This is a genomic window from Synechococcus sp. NB0720_010 (assembly GCF_023078835.1).
Taxonomy (GTDB): Bacteria; Cyanobacteriota; Cyanobacteriia; order PCC-6307; family Cyanobiaceae; genus Vulcanococcus.
This window is the reverse complement of record NZ_CP090898.1, coordinates 350,612-368,074: the sequence shown is the minus strand read 5'-3', so window position 1 is coordinate 368,074 and position 17,463 is coordinate 350,612. Positions and strand designations below refer to the sequence as shown.

Annotated in this window: 20 protein-coding genes and 1 tRNA gene; 9 read left to right on the top strand and 12 right to left on the bottom strand. The window is 62.6% G+C overall.

Annotated features, from left to right (window positions below; all coding sequences use genetic code 11):
* The first annotated feature begins 110 nt into the window (after positions 1-110).
* Entirely contained in the window at positions 111-947 is an 837-nt protein-coding gene (locus tag LY254_RS01965; RefSeq protein ID WP_247478528.1) for a DUF3598 family protein, read from the top strand.
* A gap of 274 nt (positions 948-1,221) precedes the next feature.
* Here the strand turns inward: LY254_RS01965 and LY254_RS01960 are convergent, their stop codons facing one another.
* The 6 genes from LY254_RS01960 to LY254_RS01935 form a co-directional block, all read right to left on the bottom strand.
* Positions 1,222-1,488, bottom strand: coding sequence for a hypothetical protein (locus LY254_RS01960; protein WP_247478527.1), 267 nt, complete (start codon positions 1,486-1,488; stop codon positions 1,222-1,224).
* A gap of 69 nt (positions 1,489-1,557) precedes the next feature.
* Positions 1,558-1,740 carry a hypothetical protein gene (locus LY254_RS01955; protein WP_029626309.1) on the bottom strand — a complete coding sequence of 61 codons (183 nt, stop codon included), beginning with the start codon at positions 1,738-1,740 and terminating at the stop codon, positions 1,558-1,560.
* A gap of 81 nt (positions 1,741-1,821) precedes the next feature.
* Positions 1,822-2,046 (bottom strand): 4Fe-4S dicluster domain-containing protein, encoded by a 225-nt coding sequence (locus LY254_RS01950; RefSeq protein ID WP_010317082.1) that lies wholly within the window; start codon positions 2,044-2,046, stop codon positions 1,822-1,824.
* Between the two features lie 54 nt (positions 2,047-2,100).
* Entirely contained in the window at positions 2,101-3,267 is a 1,167-nt protein-coding gene (locus tag LY254_RS01945; RefSeq protein WP_247478525.1) for an ATP phosphoribosyltransferase regulatory subunit, read from the bottom strand.
* Between the two features lie 28 nt (positions 3,268-3,295).
* Complete coding sequence (locus LY254_RS01940) at positions 3,296-4,186, bottom strand: inositol monophosphatase family protein (RefSeq protein ID WP_247478523.1); 891 nt, start codon at positions 4,184-4,186, stop codon at positions 3,296-3,298.
* 8 nt (positions 4,187-4,194) lie between these two features.
* The gene (locus LY254_RS01935; protein ID WP_247478521.1) at positions 4,195-4,560 is read right to left on the bottom strand and encodes a 2Fe-2S iron-sulfur cluster-binding protein; all 366 of its coding nucleotides are present in this window, start codon (positions 4,558-4,560) and stop codon (positions 4,195-4,197) included.
* Positions 4,561-4,678: 118 nt separating this feature from the next.
* Here LY254_RS01935 and LY254_RS01930 point away from each other — a divergent pair.
* Positions 4,679-4,765: transfer RNA gene (locus LY254_RS01930), tRNA-Ser, on the top strand.
* A gap of 51 nt (positions 4,766-4,816) precedes the next feature.
* On the opposite strand, the gene pstB is transcribed toward LY254_RS01930, so the two are convergent.
* The 3 genes from pstB to pstC are packed head-to-tail and all read right to left on the bottom strand — an operon-like array spanning position 4,817 to position 7,521.
* Positions 4,817-5,650, bottom strand: a complete 834-nt coding sequence (pstB, locus tag LY254_RS01925) for a phosphate ABC transporter ATP-binding protein PstB (protein WP_371820530.1) — start codon at positions 5,648-5,650, stop codon at positions 4,817-4,819.
* A gap of 32 nt (positions 5,651-5,682) precedes the next feature.
* Positions 5,683-6,564 carry a phosphate ABC transporter permease PstA gene (gene pstA, locus LY254_RS01920; RefSeq protein ID WP_010317072.1) on the bottom strand — a complete coding sequence of 294 codons (882 nt, stop codon included), beginning with the start codon at positions 6,562-6,564 and terminating at the stop codon, positions 5,683-5,685.
* 3 nt (positions 6,565-6,567) lie between these two features.
* Entirely contained in the window at positions 6,568-7,521 is a 954-nt protein-coding gene (gene pstC / locus LY254_RS01915) for a phosphate ABC transporter permease subunit PstC (RefSeq protein ID WP_247478518.1), read from the bottom strand.
* Between the two features lie 93 nt (positions 7,522-7,614).
* Between pstC and dnaK the strand changes: the two genes are divergently transcribed.
* Genes dnaK through murQ form a run of 4 tightly spaced genes read left to right on the top strand, consistent with a single transcriptional unit; the run spans position 7,615 to position 12,222 of the window.
* Positions 7,615-9,864: a molecular chaperone DnaK gene (gene dnaK / locus LY254_RS01910; RefSeq protein WP_247478516.1), complete on the top strand. Its 2,250-nt coding sequence runs from the start codon at positions 7,615-7,617 to the stop codon at positions 9,862-9,864.
* 17 nt (positions 9,865-9,881) lie between these two features.
* Positions 9,882-10,838: a DnaJ domain-containing protein gene (locus tag LY254_RS01905; RefSeq protein ID WP_247478514.1), complete on the top strand. Its 957-nt coding sequence runs from the start codon at positions 9,882-9,884 to the stop codon at positions 10,836-10,838.
* 29 nt (positions 10,839-10,867) lie between these two features.
* Positions 10,868-11,308, top strand: a complete 441-nt coding sequence (locus LY254_RS01900) for a DUF3110 domain-containing protein (protein WP_010317068.1) — start codon at positions 10,868-10,870, stop codon at positions 11,306-11,308.
* Positions 11,305-12,222: an N-acetylmuramic acid 6-phosphate etherase gene (murQ, locus tag LY254_RS01895; RefSeq protein WP_247478513.1), complete on the top strand. Its 918-nt coding sequence runs from the start codon at positions 11,305-11,307 to the stop codon at positions 12,220-12,222. The genes LY254_RS01900 and murQ overlap by 4 nt, the downstream gene beginning before the upstream one ends.
* Here murQ and LY254_RS01890 read toward each other — a convergent pair.
* Entirely contained in the window at positions 12,219-13,130 is a 912-nt protein-coding gene (locus LY254_RS01890) for an S-methyl-5'-thioadenosine phosphorylase (protein ID WP_247478511.1), read from the bottom strand. The genes murQ and LY254_RS01890 overlap by 4 nt on opposite strands.
* A 69-nt stretch (positions 13,131-13,199) precedes the next feature.
* Here LY254_RS01890 and LY254_RS01885 point away from each other — a divergent pair, with 69 nt between their 5' ends.
* Positions 13,200-13,640: a peptidylprolyl isomerase gene (locus LY254_RS01885; RefSeq protein ID WP_010317065.1), complete on the top strand. Its 441-nt coding sequence runs from the start codon at positions 13,200-13,202 to the stop codon at positions 13,638-13,640.
* A gap of 34 nt (positions 13,641-13,674) precedes the next feature.
* On the opposite strand, the gene ribBA is transcribed toward LY254_RS01885, so the two are convergent.
* Positions 13,675-15,264: a bifunctional 3,4-dihydroxy-2-butanone-4-phosphate synthase/GTP cyclohydrolase II gene (gene ribBA / locus LY254_RS01880; protein WP_247479694.1), complete on the bottom strand. Its 1,590-nt coding sequence runs from the start codon at positions 15,262-15,264 to the stop codon at positions 13,675-13,677.
* A gap of 118 nt (positions 15,265-15,382) precedes the next feature.
* On the opposite strand from ribBA, the gene argC reads away from it, so the two are divergent.
* Positions 15,383-16,447: an N-acetyl-gamma-glutamyl-phosphate reductase gene (gene argC / locus LY254_RS01875; RefSeq protein WP_247478509.1), complete on the top strand. Its 1,065-nt coding sequence runs from the start codon at positions 15,383-15,385 to the stop codon at positions 16,445-16,447.
* Here argC and purN read toward each other — a convergent pair.
* Positions 16,438-17,076, bottom strand: coding sequence for a phosphoribosylglycinamide formyltransferase (gene purN / locus LY254_RS01870; RefSeq protein ID WP_247478508.1), 639 nt, complete (start codon positions 17,074-17,076; stop codon positions 16,438-16,440). The two genes, argC and purN, sit on opposite strands and share 10 nt — an antisense overlap.
* Positions 17,077-17,115: 39 nt before the next feature.
* Between purN and LY254_RS01865 the strand changes: the two genes are divergently transcribed.
* Complete coding sequence (locus LY254_RS01865) at positions 17,116-17,460, top strand: DUF1257 domain-containing protein (protein WP_247478506.1); 345 nt, start codon at positions 17,116-17,118, stop codon at positions 17,458-17,460.
* Positions 17,461-17,463: the final 3 nt, after the last annotated feature.

Genomic DNA, 17,463 nt, shown 5'->3' with positions numbered 1-17,463 from the left:
GGGGCTGACGCCAAGGGGCAGCGGTGGGCAGGAAACCGACCCCCCTGGATCTGCTGCTCACGACCTCGATGCTCAGCCTCTAGCTTCCGACTCGCGTTACGCCTGAGCTCATGTCCAGTCAGTGGGACAACTTCCTACGCAACCTGGGCGAGTGGCGAGGGACGTTTTGCGGCTTAGCCGCCGATGGATCGATCGCCGACACGACCCCATCGATTTTGCGGTTGGAGGAAGGAGAGGAGGAGCGTTTAGTGCGCTTCAGCCTGCGCCGCTTTGGCCCGGAGGGTTACGACGGTGTCCCTATCCATGAGATAGCGCAGGACTACCGAAACCTCGGCAAACAGGTCGTGTTTTTCGAGAACGGGACGTTCTGCAAGGGCACGTTGCAGGTGTCCCCAGGTGCCGAATTTGGTGGGGAGTTCGGCTTTGTGGATGGCGACCGGCGCCACCGTTTGGTGCAACTGCACGGCAATGACGGTCGCTTTAGCAAGTTGGTTCTGATCCGCGAATTCCGCTCGGGCGGCCACGGAGAAGAGCAACCCTCCGCGAGCCTCGATCGCCTGGCCGGCCAATGGAGCGGTCAGGCTTCCACCATCAGTGCCGACTGGCCGGAACCCAGCCTTGATCAGACCTCCTTCCAGATCAGCCAAGAGGGTGCCCAGGGGTTTTCGCTCCGCACCCAGATCGGTCCCCAGGAACACGAGATCAGCGGTGTCCTGCAGGGTCCCTGCCTCGGAACCGCTGGCGGCGAGCAGGAGCTGCAGCTGCAGTTGCTCCCGGATGCCGGCTTCAACCTGCGTCCCGTCCAGGTCAGCCATCGCGCTGCCTTTCAGCTTGAGGCTGGTTGGATGCCAACGCCCAACAGCATGCAGCGCTTGATCCGTCGCTACGACGCGTCCGGTGCCTGGCTCTCAGCCACCCAGATCAGGGCAACGCGTTCTGCGGGCTGAGGACGTCGGGGCGGTTGCGTTGGTTGTAGAGCCAGCCAGAGGAGGCTGAGTAGAGGGGCCAGGAAGCCACTGATCACCAGAACGGCAGCGAGCTGCCGACCCCGGCCATGGGGTTCCCTGTGGAGAGGATCACCGCAATAGGCGCAATGGGGCTGTCCGTTGGGCCCCTGGACAGCTCGCGTTGGCCGAGGGGCGCAGTAGGGACAGTGGTAGTCCCCGGGCTTCACGCGTCCGCTGTAGGGATCTCTGCTCATCCGCCGCCTTGGGGCTGCCCCTACTGATGCACAGCCGAGCGGCACAGCAAGGGTTCTGGGGAGCGCAGCGTGCGCCAATCCCCGGTGCCCGTGGCGACCTCGACTCCTACCGGATGCTCGAGGGGATTAATGCTGCTCTGCTGCAGCCAGCCGATGGCATCCTCGATTGCGGCCTCGAGGCTGGGGTACAGGGCGTCAAGTTGGCGGTGCGGCTCGCAGAGCCCGTCGATCAGGCGGTAAATCCTTTGCTGCAGTCGTTGAGGTTCGTTCAGGATTCGCCAATTCATATTTCTCTTCCCGGAGGAAATTCCACTTTGAGGAGAACCTCAAGCAGTGGCGTATCTCCTCACACTCTTTTAACCAACCGGCTGGGCTTGATCCAGATCGCTCAGGCAGACCGTGAAGGTGGCGGAATGGCTGGGAAGCAGGGGCCAGGGTCTGACCCAGGCAGAACCGCTGACCTCATCAAGATTGACCAGCTGCAAGATGCAATCCGGTTTCGCGCTCAATTTGACCAGCGCGCCTGGCTCAAGGGACACGGCAAAACCACCGCAGATGGATCCACTCAAGCGCGGCACCTGGCCAAAAACCAAAGAAATGCTTAAGCCCTGACCTAAGGGTTAGGCGGCGCGCTGGAGCTCTGGCTTCTCCTCGGGGACGATGGCACCCGCAACGGGGCAGACCTGAAGGCAGATGCCGCAGTCGATGCAGGTGTCGAAGTCGATCCAGTAGAACTCGGTTCCCTTCGCGTTGGCTCCCGTTCCTGGGTTGATGCAGGCCACAGGGCAGGCATCAACGCAATCGGCCACGCCTTCGCAGACGTCGGTGACGATCGTGTGAGCCATCGGCAGGTTGCTGGGGTGGGCTGGATCTTAAGGAGTTGGGCTGGGGGTGCTGTCTCAGCCCATCCAGATCACGGCTTGGCAACCGCGTGCTGCGGCTTCGGCTTGTGCCTCAGCCTCTGAGCCACAGGGGCGATCCAGGAGCATGCAGGCTTGACCCTTGGCATGCTGTTCAGCCTGGGCGGCAAAGGCCGCGGGAAGCTGACTGAGGTCTCGAACGCTGAGCAGCGTGACGGCCCGTTGCTGCGGTGCAGTGTTCTCTGTTCCAAGCAGTCCCTGGATTGCCTCGAGGTCGAAGCTGAACCCGAGGCCTGAGGCCGCACCACCAAAGCGCTCCACCAGGGCGTCGTAACGACCACCACTGGCGATCTCGACTGGAGCATCGACGCCCTGGCAGACGACCTTCAGCACCAGACCGTCATAGAGGTCGAAGTGGGGTTGGAAGGTGGGGTCGAGCTGCAGCTCAACATGGGCCTCGGTTGCAGCGGAGGCCACCAACTGGAGGCTGGCGCTGAGGTGCTCCAGGTCACTGGAGGGGCCGAGCATCGATTCCAGCTGCCTTAGGACCTGATCCGGAGCGCCACGTAGACGCATCAATTGCTCAAGGCTCTGGCGTTGCTCGCTTGGCAGCTGCAGGCCGGCCAGAGCAAGCGGATCAAAACTGATCAGGGCCTTTCTGACGGCGTTGCGTTGCTCCGGCGGAACCTGATTGAGCAGGGCGGAGAGAACACCGTGGTGGCCCAGCAGCAGCTTTGGCCGATGCTCTGCCCCGATGCCGACCTTGGCGATGCAGGCGAGCAGGAGGCGCAGCAACTCAGCATCGGCGACGCTGGCGTGACCGCCTAATAGTTCAACGCCGCTCTGAAGTTGCTCTTCAAGGCGCTGTTGGCCGGTGTCGCTTTGAACGCTGCGAAAGACGGTGCCACAACTCCAGAGACGCAGCGGCCTGGGGAGCTCCGCCATGCGTGTGCAGGCGGCCCTGGCAATCGAGGCGGTCATCTCGGGACGGAGACCTAAGGGGTCATCGCTGGCAAGACGAACCACTTCCCGGTCATTGATGCGACCACCGGCCTCCAAGGTCTGCAGCCGCTCGACGCTCGGGGGACTGACTTCGACGTATCCCCAGAGGCGATAGACCTGGCCCAGTTGCTCGGACAGCCAACGGTTGCCGTCCACCTCACGGGGATTGAGATCCCTGGTTCCGGCAGCCGGTTGAAGTGCCATCGCAAGGCCAGGTCGAAGTCGCCCGATCCTATGGAGTGGGCTGATCCAGCTCGGGCGCACCAAAGCTGCTGCCCGCCAATGGTTTGCATTGAGCAAGCCCATCCACGAGGTCCTGTTGCAGCTCAGGCGTGCAGGCAATCAGCTTTCCACTGGCCAATTCAGCGGGGGATCCGTCGTAGGCACAGACCACGCCACCGGCCTGCTCCACCAGGGCCATGCCTGCGGCGAGGTCCCATGGAGAGAGACCGCGCTCCCAATAGCCATCCAGCAGACCCTGGGCCACAAACGCCAGATCAACAGCCGCTGCACCACCCCTGCGGACACCGCGGGTTCGGTGGGTGAAGTAAGCGAATTCCGCGTAGTTGTTGTCCAAGCGGGTGTGGCGGTCATAGGCAAAGCCCGTGACCAACAAGGACTCTCCAAGGCTGCTGCAGCTGCTGACCTGTATGGCCTCGTCGTTGCACCAGGCGCCAAGGCCAGGGGCGGCCCAATAGAGCCGCTCGAGGGCTGGCACCGCGAGGGCACCCAGCAGGGGCTGGCCGCGCCAGGTCAGACCAATGGAGGTGCCAAAAAAGGGATAGCCATGGGCGTAGTTCGTGGTGCCGTCGAGGGGATCGACGCACCACTGCAGGGCGCTGTCTTTCCCTTCCTTCCTTCCGCTCTCCTCAGCCAGGACCCCCAGGTCGGGGGTCTGCTCTGAAAGAACCCTCAGCACCGCCTGCTCGGCAGCCACATCGGCTTCGGTCACGAGATCACCGGCACGGCCCTTTTCGCGGATCCGCTCCAGTCGTCCAAACAGGGACTTCAGCTCGGCTGCTCCTGCCGCAGCCGCCTGCCTGGCCACGGCACTGAGGCGTTCCAGCTCAGCTGAACTCAGACCCGACCCTTGGGCCGCTTGATCGGTCAGTCGTGTCGTCATCGCTGGCGTCATTCCTCATCCAGGGGCAGTCCTGCCCGCACCTTGCCGCGGCCGAAGTGGCGTCCGAACTGCAGTTCGTAGACCTCGTCCTCATCCTGGGTCTCCACTTCAAGGGGGCCCGTGGCCCTTGCTACGCAGAGCAGGCCGTAGCCACGGCTTCGGATCTCCTTCGAGAGGCCCAGGGCTTCACGCTGGTCGATCTGGCCCTCGAGCACCCGCACGGCGCAGGCAGTGCAGCACCCGTTGCGGCAACTGAAGGGCAGGGGTTCTCCCTGCTGTTCAAAGCTTTTGAGGATGTACTCCCCTTCAGGCACGTTCAGCTGGATCGTGCGGTTCTCCTGGCGCCAATGAACCGTGATCGGGTGACTGTGCATGGAGCAGCAATCCAACGGGGGGAGCAGTGACTGCTACATTCTCGTCGTTGCCCCCGCGCAGCCGCGACGTCTTCTGTGGTCTTTGGATCCAGAGATGGAGCTGCGAAAAGCCCCTCACGGAGAGGTGGCCGAGTGGTCGAAGGCGCAGCACTGGAAATGCTGTATAGGGGCAACTCTATCGAGGGTTCGAATCCCTCCCTCTCCGTTTGGAAAGCCGCTCTCTGAGCGGCTTTTTCATGCCAATTCTTGAACGAACTCAGCCAAAACGGCCGGTGACGTAGTCCTGGGTGGCCTGTTCTTTAGGAGCATTAAAGATTTGCTCCGTCTCTGCAAATTCAACGAGCGCTCCAACCTTGCTCTCGCGGTCACTGCGCTGGCTGACATTAAAGAAACCGGTGTAATCGCTGACGCGAACGGCCTGCTGCATGTTGTGCGTCACGATCACAATCGTGTAGTTCTTCTTGAGCTCATGCATCATTTCTTCGATCTTCAACGTGGAGATCGGATCCAGAGCTGAGCAAGGTTCATCCATCAAGATGACCTCGGGCTCAATGGCAATGGTCCTTGCGATGCAGAGGCGCTGCTGCTGGCCGCCTGAGAGGGCATAGCCACTTTCTCTGAGTTTGTCCTTGGTCTCATCCCAGAGAGCCGCTTTGCGGAGGGAGCGCTCTACGAGTTCGTCCATATCGCCCTGGTAACCATTCACGCGGGCACCAAAGGCGATGTTCTCGTAGATGCTTTTCGGAAACGGATTAGGTTTCTGGAAGACCATGCCAATCCGCCGGCGAACTTCGACCGGATCAACGTGCCGGGCATAGATGTCCTGTTGATCGAAGACGACGCGACCCTTGATCGAACAGCCGTCGATCAAGTCGTTCATACGGTTCAGGGCCCGAAGCACCGTGCTCTTGCCACAGCCGGAGGGGCCAATAAAGGCCGTGACCTGGCCGCGCGGGATCTCCATATAGACCCCCCGAACGGCTTCCTTGCTGCCGTAGCTGATCGAGACATCCTGCAGGGATAGGCAAACCCCGTTGCTGCTGACGTTGGGGCTGGCCGGGGGGGAGGAGATCACGATCGTGGTGCTCAGACGTGTTGAGAAAGCAGAGGGAAGGGCCCAGATCAGGTGCTGGAGAGGCGCCCGATCCAGCGGGCCAGCAGATTGGCCAACAGGATCATCATCACCAAGACGAAGGAGGCCGCCCAAGCCAAGGAGATTTGGGCCTCGTAGGGCATGATCGCGTAGTTGTAGATCAGCACCGACATCGAGGCGATTGGGTTGAGTACCCCATCGGCCCAGAACGGTGAGAAAAGAGCTGTGAAGATCAGCGGTGCTGTCTCGCCCGCTGCCCGGGCGATCCCCAGGACAACACCCGTCGCGATCGGTGCGAAGGCCGCAGGAAGCGTGACCCGCGTAATCGTCACGACCTTCGAAGCCCCAACGCCCATGGCACCCCAGCGGAGTTCCTGGGGCACCAGCTTCAGTCCTTCATCGGTGGTCTTGATCACCGTGGGAATCATCAGCACAGCCAGTGCCATCCCCCCCGCAACGGCGCTGTAGCTCTGGCCAGCAATGACCCGGGTGCTGACGATGAGTCCATAGATAAAGACGCCGCAGATGATCGACGGCACGCCAGAAAGCACATTCGTGCCAAAACGCACGAACTGGGCGAAGCCGCCAGAGCGTGAATACTCCGCCAGGTAAATGCCGCCGCCAACGCCCACGGGAATGGCGATCAAGCTGGCCAAGGCCGTAATCAACAGGGTGCCAACGATCGCGTTACCAATGCCGCCGCCATCGAGCCCCGGAGGGGGTGGCAATTCAGTGAGGAGCTGCCAATTGATCAGCGAGCCGCCCTTGAGCAGCACATAAACCAGCACCAGCACGAGCGGAAGGACCGCCAGTCCGGTGAAGAGCGCTGCAACCGTGGTGAAGATCCGATTCCAAAGATTGCGGGCCAGGCCGTTGCGGTAACGAAGGCTTCCGTATTGAGAAAGGGTCATGGCTCAGTACTTCAGGCTCAGTCGCTTCACCACTTGCTGGGCCAATAGGTTCACCAGCAAGGTCATCAGCATCAAAACAAGGGCCGCATACATCAGGGCCGACACCTGAATGCCATCGGCCTCACCAAATTGGTTGGCCAGCATTGAAGAAATCGTGTTGGCTGGCGCAAGCAGGCTGAAGCTGAAGTTGTTGGAGTTGCCGATGATCATCGTGACCGCCATGGTCTCGCCCATGGCCCGCCCCAACGCCAACATCACTCCTCCGGTGATGCCAGAAATGGCAGCCGGCAGCATGACCTGGAAAATTGCTCCCCAACGGGTGGTGCCGATGCCGTAGGCCGCCTGGCGCAGGCCATCGGGAACCTGCCGTAGGGCGTCCCGGGAGATGGCCGTAATGATCGGCAGGATCATCACCACCAAGATCAGGGACGCTGGCGCCATGCCGGGACCCTGGGGTTCTGTCGAAAACAGCGGTATCCAGCCTAGGTAGCGGTGGAGATCCGTCAGGAAAGGGCGAAGGAAGGGCTCCATTACGACGATCGCCCAAAGCCCCAAGACCACTGAGGGAATGGCCGCCAGCAGTTCGACCATCACCCCCAGGACCTCGCGGATGGCCTTGGGAATGATGTTTTCAGTCAAAAAAATGGCAGTGCCCACCCCAAGGGGCACGGCGATCAGCAGCGCCACGCTTGAACTGACCAGCGTTCCGTAGATGGCGGTGAAGGCGCCGTAGTGCTCACTGATCGGATCCCAGTCCGAGGTCGTGATGAAGGACAGCCCAAAGGTCTGGATGGCCTCCCAGGCCCCCGTGAAGACCGTCAGAAGAATCGCGAAGACCAACAGACCCACCGCCCCAGCCAGGGCAACGGCGAGTTGCTGGAATCCCCGATCGGTCGCCCGTTCAGCGGCAGACCGGCGCCGCAAGGCGAAGAGCTCAAGGCGCGGACTCCTGGCCATGGGGTTCTTAACCTCCTAGGAATCTATCCCTCAGCCCCCACTGCCGTTAGCTTTGGGGCACAACGTGGATGGCCCCAGGGCGCAGGAACGCAGTTGGCACGGATCGTTGGAATCGACCTGGGAACCACCAACTCCGTGGTTGCGGTGCTTGAAGGTGGGCGTCCGCAGGTGATCGCCAGTGCCGAGGGGGGCCGTACCACCCCTTCCGTTGTTGGCTTCAGCAAGGACCAGGAGCTGCTGGTGGGTCAGTTGGCCCGGCGTCAGCTGGTTCTCAACCCAAGAAACACCTTCGCCAACCTCAAGCGTTTCGTTGGCCGCCAGTGGGATGAGCTGGATGACGGCAGCCTGAGTGTTCCCTATACGGTTCGAGCCAACGATCAGGGCAATGTCCGGGTGGTCTGCCCCGCCACGGAACGGGAGTACGCCCCTGAAGAGCTGGTTGCCAGCGTGCTGCGCAAGTTGGTGGATGACGCCAGCACCTATCTGGGTGAACCGGTTGAGGCCGCGGTGATTACGGTCCCGGCCTATTTCAATGACGCCCAGCGCCAGGCCACCCGTGACGCTGGTCGCTTGGCCGGCATTTCGGTCGAGCGGATCCTGAATGAGCCCACTGCAGCGGCACTGGCCTATGGCTTTGACCGAAGCACCGTCAAGCGCGTGCTGGTCTTTGACCTCGGCGGTGGCACCTTTGACGTCTCAATCCTGCGTGTTGCCCAGGGGGTCTTTGACGTCAAGGCCACAAGTGGAGACACGCAACTCGGCGGGAACGACTGGGATCGCCGCATTGTTGATTGGTTGGCCGATGCCTTCCAAAAGGAGCATGAGATCGATTTGCGCCGGGACCGCCAGGCACTCCAACGCCTGACTGAGGCGGCTGAGAAGGCCAAGATCGAACTCAGTGGTGTTCAAAGCACACCGATCTCTCTTCCGTTTATTGCCACCGGTCAGGACGGCCCTCTTCATATCGAGACCACCCTCGAGCGCAGCACCTTTGAGGGCCTCTGCCCCGATCTGCTGGATCGCCTGCTTCGACCGGTTCAGAGGGCGCTTCGCGATTCCGGTTTTGCCGCGGAGGACATCGACGATGTGGTCCTTGTTGGTGGATCAACGCGGATGCCAATGGTGCAGCAGATGGTGCGAACCCTCGTACCGCTGGAGCCCTGCCAGTCGGTGAACCCCGATGAAGTCGTCTCGATTGGTGCCGCTGTACAGGCCGGAATCCTGACCGGCGAACTCCGGGATCTGATGCTCAATGACGTCACTCCCCTTTCCCTTGGTTTGGAAACCATCGGTGGAGTGATGAAGGTGCTGATTCCGCGCAACACGTCTATTCCTGTTCGCAAGAGCGATCTCTTCAGCACCTCGGAAGCCAACCAAAGTTCCGTCGAGATCCATGTGCTCCAGGGCGAGCGTCAGATGGCCGATGGAAACAAGAGTCTTGGTCGTTTCAAGCTGTCCGGGATTCCCCCAGCACCGCGGGGCGTGCCTCAAGTGCAGGTCTCGTTCGACATCGATGCCAACGGATTACTCCAGGTCTCGGCGACGGATCGGACCACCGGCCGTCAGCAGAGCGTCAGCATCCAGGGCGGCTCCAATCTCAGTGAAGACGAGATCAAAACCCTGATTGCTGAGGCCGAGGAGAAGGCCAGTGAAGACCGCCGCAAACGGGCCGAGATCGATCGGCGCAATCGCGCTCAGACCTTGGTGGGACAAGCCGAGCGCAGGCTCAGAGACGCTGCTCTCGAGCTCGGTCCCTATGGCGCCGAACGCCAGCAGCGAGCGGTTGAGGTCGCCATGCGCGACGTCCAGGAGATGTTGGCTGATGGAGACCTCAGCGAACTCGACATCAGCGTGAGTCAGCTTCAGGAGGCCATCTATGGACTGAACCGCCGACTCGCGAGCGAACGCAAACAGGACGCCAATCCAATCCAGGGCATTAAGAACACCTTGGGCTCCCTGAAGGACGAGCTCTTCGCTGAAGACGACTGGGATGACTGGGACCGCCCAGGACGCTCCCGCGACCCCTGGAGCGAACCCCGCTACGGCGGCGGTTGGCAGGAAGACCGTTGGGATCGTCCAAGCCTCGATCGGTTTGATCCCCCTCGCCCGCGCTGGGAAGAGCCTCCAAGCCCCCGGGAGAGGGAGCTGCAACCGGCCCGGCGTTATGACCAGTCCAATGGCTACTTCGAGGAGCGTTATCAACCCGCTGATCCCTACGAGGATGCCTATGACGAGCCTCTCCAGCAGCCCCGTGAGGAGCGCTTTGCTGACCGCAGGCCCACCACCACCCCGACGACACCGAATCACGGCTCCTACGAGGGAGATCCCTGGGCTGAGGACTGACGGAGGTGAGTCCTGTGATGTCCGAACCGGGCAGCATTAATCATTGGGCCGTTCTGGGACTGGACCCAGGGTCTGACGCCTCTTCGCTCAAGCGAGCGTTTCGTCAACAGGCACGCCGCTGGCACCCCGATTTGAACGGGGATGATCCCCATGCCGAAGAGCAGTTCAAGGCGGTGAACGAGGCCTATGCGGTCTTGAGTGACCCGCAACGGCGTCAACAGTGGGAAGCCGGTCTCGACGAAGCGACGGCCGCCTCGGCCGGACTGGATCCCTTTGCGACGGGCTTTCCTGACTTCGAGGACTATCTCGATGTTCTCTTTCATCGAGAGCGCAGACGTCCACGTCACCAGGACGCTGATGAGGACTTTTCCGCTCCGGAACCGGAGCCCTTTCGGGAGTACGGCACTGGCGAGGTCACGCCACCAGTGCCACCGCCGCCCCCTCCGGTGGTGGCCAGCGAGGAGCTCGAGTCGGTGGTGAATCTCACCCCTGAGCAGGCCCTCGAGGGCGTGCGGGTGGAGCTGGACCTTCCCGATGGAACGGCGATCGAGGTGTGGACTCCGCCGATGGCCGGGGACGGTTGGCGACTACGCCTCGCCGGGGTCGCCCCGGGGGGCAGAGATCATTTTCTGCAGCTACGGGTGCGCACCGACGAGGGCCTGCGCATTGATGGTCTAAGGGTTCACTACCAATTGGAGCTCTCCCCGGCGGAGGGTGCCTTGGGCTGCACCGCTGTGGTCCCGACCCTTGACGGCCCCGTGCAGCTGCGCATCCCTCCCGGCTCCTCCAGTGGTCGTTTGCTGCGTTTGCGATCCCGCGGCTTGACGCGGATGGAGCAGCGGGGAGACCAACTTGTTGAAATCCGCCTGGTCGTTCCTCAGGGGCTGACTGAGGCGGAGGAAGCGCTGTACCGCCGGCTGCAACAGCTCGCAGAGGAAATTGACGGTGAGCGCGAACGCTCGGTGAATCAGTGAGACACTGGTGATTGACCCGTGCGCGCTGGATGTCGGTTCACGTTCTGCTCTTTGACGCTGGCAGCGAGAACGAGGGCATTCACTCCCTGGAACTCAATGGTTCCACCGTTGTCCTGCTGTTTGAGGACCGCGACGACGCCGAGCGCTATGCCGGTTTGCTGGAGGCTCAGGATTTCCCCACCCCAAGCGTTGAAGCGATCGAGCGGCGGGAGATGGAGGAGTTCTGCTCCAGCGCCGGTTACGAAGCGCGCTTCGTCCCGAGTGGCTTCTTGCCGCAGACCGCCGAGGAGCGCTTGCTGATTGCTCCTCCAGAGAAAAATATGGACACCACAACCTGGCGGGATCAACCCGAGCCAGGTCAGGAGACCACGCAAACCGCGGAGGCTCCCTTGGTCCCGACGGAAGAGCCCATCAGTACCGGCGACAGCGAATTGGAAGCCTTTCGCCGGCGCCTTGAGGGTCTGCTGTGAGCCCAGGCGCCTTTGAGGATGTGCAGCGGGGGCACCTGCTGACTGAGCAGGTCAATCCAGCCAGCAGCGAACTGGACGCGCTGAGTACTGAAGACCTTGTTGGCGTCTTTGTTGCTGAGGACCGCAAGCCCCAAGAGGCTGTGGCTGGAGCCGCTGCTGCCCTTGCACAAGCGATCGATGCAATCGCCCAGCGGCTTCAGGCGGGCGGGCGCCTCTTCTACCTCGGTGCTGGTACCTCGGGTCGGCTCGGAGTCCTCGATGCAGCGGAATGTCCCCCGACCTTCTGCAGTGCCCCGGAGTTAGTGCAGGGGGTTCTGGCCGGTGGCGCTCCGGCCCTTTTGCGCAGTTCTGAGGGTCTGGAGGACCTGTTCGACGCCGGACGATCTGACCTCGAAGCGCGGGGCTTTGGCTCGGGCGATGCCCTGGTCGGCATTGCAGCAGGGGGCACGACCCCCTATGTCCATGGTGGGCTGGCCCATGCCCGTTCCGTTGGTGCCCTCGCCATTGCGATGGCCTGTGTTCCTGCGGAGCAGGTGCCGATGCCCTGTGACATCGATATTCGCTTGCTCACCGGCCCCGAGGTCCTGACCGGGTCCACCCGTCTGAAGGCCGGGACCGCGACGAAGATGGCCTTGAACATCCTCAGTACCGGCGTGATGGTTCGCCTGGGGAAGGTCTACGGCAACCGGATGGTTGATGTTGCCGTGACCAATAGCAAGTTGGAGGATCGGGCGCTGCGCATCCTCTCGGATCTCGCCAACGTGAGCCGCGAGCAGGGACGAGATCTGCTTGAAGCCAGTGCTGGCTCGGTGAAGTTGGCTCTGGTGATGGCCCGCCGCTCGCTGGATGCCGCGCAGGCAGCCGAGGTCCTCCAGCGCAGTGGCGGCAACCTCCGGCAGGCCTTAACGACTTAACCCTTAAACGGCCCCCAATAGGGCTCAGTGAAGAGATTGAGCTTCACTCGAGTCGCCGCAGGAACCTGATCGGCTGGGGTCATCAGTGCATCCTGCAGGGCGTGGTGCGCCGCACTGGCGGGCCTTAGGGCTGCGATCCGCTCCGCCGTGGTCCTGACGATCTGGGTCGCGAGGGCCGCATTGGCCTTGAGATTGCCGATCACCATCTCGACGGTCACGCTGTCGTGGTCCGCGTACCAACAGTCGTAGTCGGTGGCCATCGCCAGGGTGGCGTAGGCGATTTCTGCTTCTCGGGCGAGTCTGGCCTCGGTGTGGTTCGTCATCCCGATCACCGAACAGCCCCAGCTTCGATAGAGGTTGGACTCGGCCCGGGTGGAGAAGGCGGGACCTTCCATGCAGAGATAGGTTCCGCCGCGGTGCAGGGTCCTGCCCTCCGGCATCAAGCTGTCGGCGACATCCGCCAGCAGGCGGCTGAGGCTGGGGCAGAAGGGATCCGCCAGGGCCACATGGGCCACGGCGCCATCGCCAAAAAAGCTGTTTGGCCGCTCCCGGGTGCGATCAATGAATTGATCGGGCACCACCATGTCCAACGGGGGGATCTCCTGCTGGAGTGAGCCCACGGCCGATGGGGACAGAATCCAGCGCACCCCAAGGGAGCGCATGGCCCAGATGTTGGCCCTGTAGGGAACTTCAGTGGGCAGGAAGGTGTGATGGCGGCCATGGCGCGCCAGGAAAACCACCTCCATGCCCCCCAATCGGCCCAGACGCAGTTGATCCGAGGGAGGACCAAAGGGGGTCTCGATGGTCAGCTCCTGGACGTCCTCCAACCCCTCCATCGCGTAGAGCCCACTGCCGCCCAGGACCCCAAGACGGGCCTGGCTGAGATCGACGGAATGGGGGACGGACATCACCACTGATCAGATCCCATCACTTCTACCGGAGCGCCCATACTGAGGCGGTTTGCTGACGATCTCACCGTGACCAAAGCCGTGATGGAGACCGACGCCGGCACGATCGAACTGGAACTGTTCGAAGCCGACGCGCCCAACACCGTGGCCAACTTCGTGAAACTGGCCAAGGACGGCTTCTATGACGGCCTGGCCTTCCACCGTGTCATTCCCGGATTTATGGCCCAGGGGGGCTGCCCGAACAGCCGTGAGGGTGCCCGCGGCATGGCCGGGACCGGTGGTCCTGGCTATCAGATCGACTGCGAGATCAACGCTCAGAAGCACCAGGCCGGCACCCTGGCCATGGCCCACGCCGGCAAGAACACCGGTGGCTCACAGTTCTACATCTGCCATGAGGCCCAGCCTCACCTCGATGGCGTCCACACCGTCTTCGGTCACACCGGAAACATGGACGTGGTCCTGGCGCTGAAGAACGGCAGCCGGATCAACAAGGTCACGATCCAAGGCTGATCGCCGGTCGGGGCTGCCCAGCAGCCCCACTCCCTCAACACCAGCGCAGCAGGGCTCCGCTTTCAAACGGGACCCCCGCCTGACCCGAGCGCAATTCCTGGAGCGGTCTGCGCTGCGCTTCCAGAGTGTTGCTCGGATGTGAGCTGCGCTGCGCATCGGGCGCCAACAACAGGCTCACGCTTTGGGTCTCCGGCCAGTCCGCCATGGTTCTCAGGATCTGTCGCAGGCCTTCAGAATTTCCGCCGTTCACGAGAACGGCCAATTCCGGCTGATCCATCAGGGCCAACACCCGGGAGTGTTCTTCCCGCTCCAACTCCAATCCTTGCTGCTCGGCCCAGTCGGAGAGCTGCTGAAACAAGCTCGCACTGTTGGCCTCGTCCTGGCCTGAACTCGGCTTCCAGGCCAGGACTGCCGCTGGTCCTTGGACGGCGGCGGTGTCCATCAAGTGCCCCAATTTCGCCTGTTTGGTTTGCAGGTAATTGACGTTGTGCTGGCCGGGATCCATCACCAGGGGCACCCGGTCCACCACCTCAAGGCCGTAGCCACCGAGGCCTGCAATCTTGCGCGGATTGTTGGTGATCAGCTTGAGACGGTGAATCCCTAGATCACTGAGGATTTGCGCTCCGACGCCGTAGTTGCGCAGGTCCGCCGGAAAGCCCAGTCGTTCGTTGGCCTCGACGGTGTCCAAGCCGCCGTCCTGCAGGGAATAGGCCTTGAGTTTGTTGATCAGGCCGATGCCCCGGCCCTCCTGTCTGAGATAGACCACGACGCCCTCGCCGGCCTCCTCGATGATCCGCAGGGCGGATTCCAGTTGCGGGCGGCAATCACAGCGCAGGGAGCCGAAGGCATCGCCGGTGAGGCACTCGCTGTGCACCCGAACCAAGATGGGACCTGCCGAGTGTTCTGGGTTGCCTTTAACGATGGCCACATGGTCCGAACCATCGAGCTCGTTGCGATAGCCAATCGCCCGAAACTGACCGAAGGCACTCGGGAGCATGGCTTCGGCCTGGCGCCGAACAAAGCGCTCCGTATCGAGCCGGTAGCGAATCAGGTCCGCAATGTTGATGAAGCGCAAGCCATGGCGCTTCGCGTACTCCGCCAATTGCGGCAGCCGGGCCATGGAGCCATCGGCGTTTTGGATCTCACAGATCACGCCTGCTGGATAGAGACCCGACATCCGTGCCAAGTCGACGGCAGCTTCGGTGTGCCCGGCACGCTTCAACACGCCCCCTTGCTTCGCCCTCAGGGGGAAGATGTGGCCCGGCCTGCGCAGGTCGTTCGGACGGGTCCCCGGGTGGATGGCGACTTGGATCGTGCGGGCCCGGTCTTCCGCTGAGATGCCTGTGGAGACGCCGTTCTCGGGGCCTGCATCCACGCTGACGGTGAAGGCCGTTTGATTGCTGTCGGTGTTGCGATCGACCATCAGTGGCAGGTCGAGCGCGTCGAGACGCTCACCCTCCATCGCCAGACAGATCAGGCCCCGCGCCTCGGTGGCCATGAAGTTGATCTGCTCCGGTGTAGCGAACTGGGCAGCGCAGATCAGATCCCCTTCATTCTCCCGGTTTTCGTCGTCCACCACCACGACCATTTCGCCATTGCGGATCGCGGCCAGACCGTCGGCGATGGAATCGAAGACAAACGAGTCCTGAGTCAGGGGCTGGTTCAGGGAAGGCGGGCCCGACGGCCAGGTGCACTGACACTTTTATAGAGCCCGGTACGATCGGCCTTCCCCAGTGCAAGCCATGGCAAGTCAGCGCGTCGCCGTGATTGGGGCCTCGGGCTACGGCGGTTTGCAGACCCTCCGGCTGCTCCAGGGCCATCCGGAATTGACCGTTAGCTTCCTGGGGGGCGAGCGAAGCAGCGGCAAGCGTTGGAGTCAGCTCACTCCGTTTTTGCCACTGCCAGGCGATCCGGTGGTGCAGAACCCGGAGGTGGATGCGATTGCCGAGGCCGCTGACTTCGCGGTCCTCAGCCTTCCCAATGGCCTGGCCTCCCGCCTCGCCCCTGCGCTGCTCGAGCGTGGGGTCAAGGTGGTCGACCTCTCCGCTGACTATCGCTACAGCTCCCTGGATCAGTGGAAGGAGGTCTATGCCTCCGAGGCCAGCAGCTTCCCTAGAACTGACGCGGACCTTTGCCAGGAAGCCGTCTACGGCCTGGTGGAGTGGGATCAGCAGCGCATTGCTGCGGCACGCCTGGTGGCGGCTCCTGGGTGTTTCCCCACCGCCAGCCTGTTGGCTTTGACCCCGTTCTTGAAGCAGGGTCTGATTGAGACCAGCGGCATCGTCATCGACGCCAAGACAGGCACCAGCGGCGGCGGCCGGGCCGCGAAGGAGCATCTCCTCCTGGCGGAGGCCTCGGAAGGCATCTCCCCCTACGGCGTCGTGGGGCACCGCCACACCAGTGAGATCGAGCAGCTCTGCAGCCGAGCCGCGGGTACGAGCATTCAGTTGCAGTTCACTCCACACCTCACGCCGATGGTGCGCGGCCTACTCGCCACGGTCTATGGCCGAATGCGCGATCCAGGACTGACCGCGGAGGACTGCACAACGCTGCTCGAGGCGGCCTATCGCCACGCCCCCTGCGTGCAGGTTCTACCGGTCGGCACCTATCCCTCGACCAAATGGGTACGCCAGACCAACAGGGCGTTGCTGTCGGTCCAAGTGGACCAGCGCACCGGTCAGCTGATCGTGATGAGCGCCATCGACAACATGGTCAAAGGCCAAGCCGGTCAAGGGGTGCAGTGCTTGAACCTGATGGCGGGCCTGCCCGCTGAAACGGGACTCCCGCTGCTGCCCTTCTATCCCTGAGCGCAAAGCCCAAGGCGCTGGGCAGCCAGGCTGACGGCCAGGGGCAGGATCCGATGTTCCTGCTGATGGATTCGCTCGGAAAGGCTGGCCTCACAGTCTCCTTCCAAAACAGGAAGGGCGGCTTGCACCAAAATCGGCCCTGTGTCCACCTCTAATTCCACGAGATGGGCCGTGCAGCCCGTCAGGGTGACGCCGGCCTCGAGGGCCTGTCGGATCGCTTTCGCCCCCCGGAAGCTCGGCAGCAGCGACGGATGGATATTGATCAGCCGTTCTGGGTAGGCCTCGATCAGTTCCTGCGTCACGATTCGCATCCAACCGGCCATCACCACCAGGTCCACCTGCGCGGCACGAAAGGAGGTGACGAGCGCGCGGTCGAGCGCCTCCCGCGATGGGTAGTTCCGGTGGTCCAATACCTGTGCGGGGACATCCAGGACCTCGGCCCGCGTAAAGGCACCTGCATCAGGTTTGTTGACGATCAGCAGGCTCACTTCTGCAGAGAGTTGCCCGGAGCGGCAGGCCTGTACCAGGGCCTCGAAGTTGCTGCCCGAGCCGGAGGCCATGACCCCCAAGCGCAGGGGCGGTTTGGTGACGATCGGATGCTCCGGTGGCAAAGGCCACTGGACGGCCAATCCACTCCCGCTAGGGTCTGGAAAAGTGGAGTCCTGGCCATGTCCCATCTCTCCATCCTGCCAACGGTCCTTACGGATGAGCGCCTTCTGGCCCAGGCTCTCCAGGAGCTCGGCTACGCGGTCCACTGGGGCGGCCAGCTCCAGGGTTTTGCCGACCAGCAGGAGGCGGTCACCCTCTGGGTGCAGGTGAACCCCGAGCAGCAACTGGGTTGGTCCCGTCAGTCCAATGGACGTTTGGCTTTGGTGGGCGATCTGCAGCGGCTCGGACGATCCCACTCCGTTCAGCAGCTCGTCGGACAGATCACCCGCAGCTACGCCGCACTCCAGGCCCTTCAGACCGCTGCCGCGGAGCTGTCGAACGCTTCAGTTGAATTGATCAGCTGACGG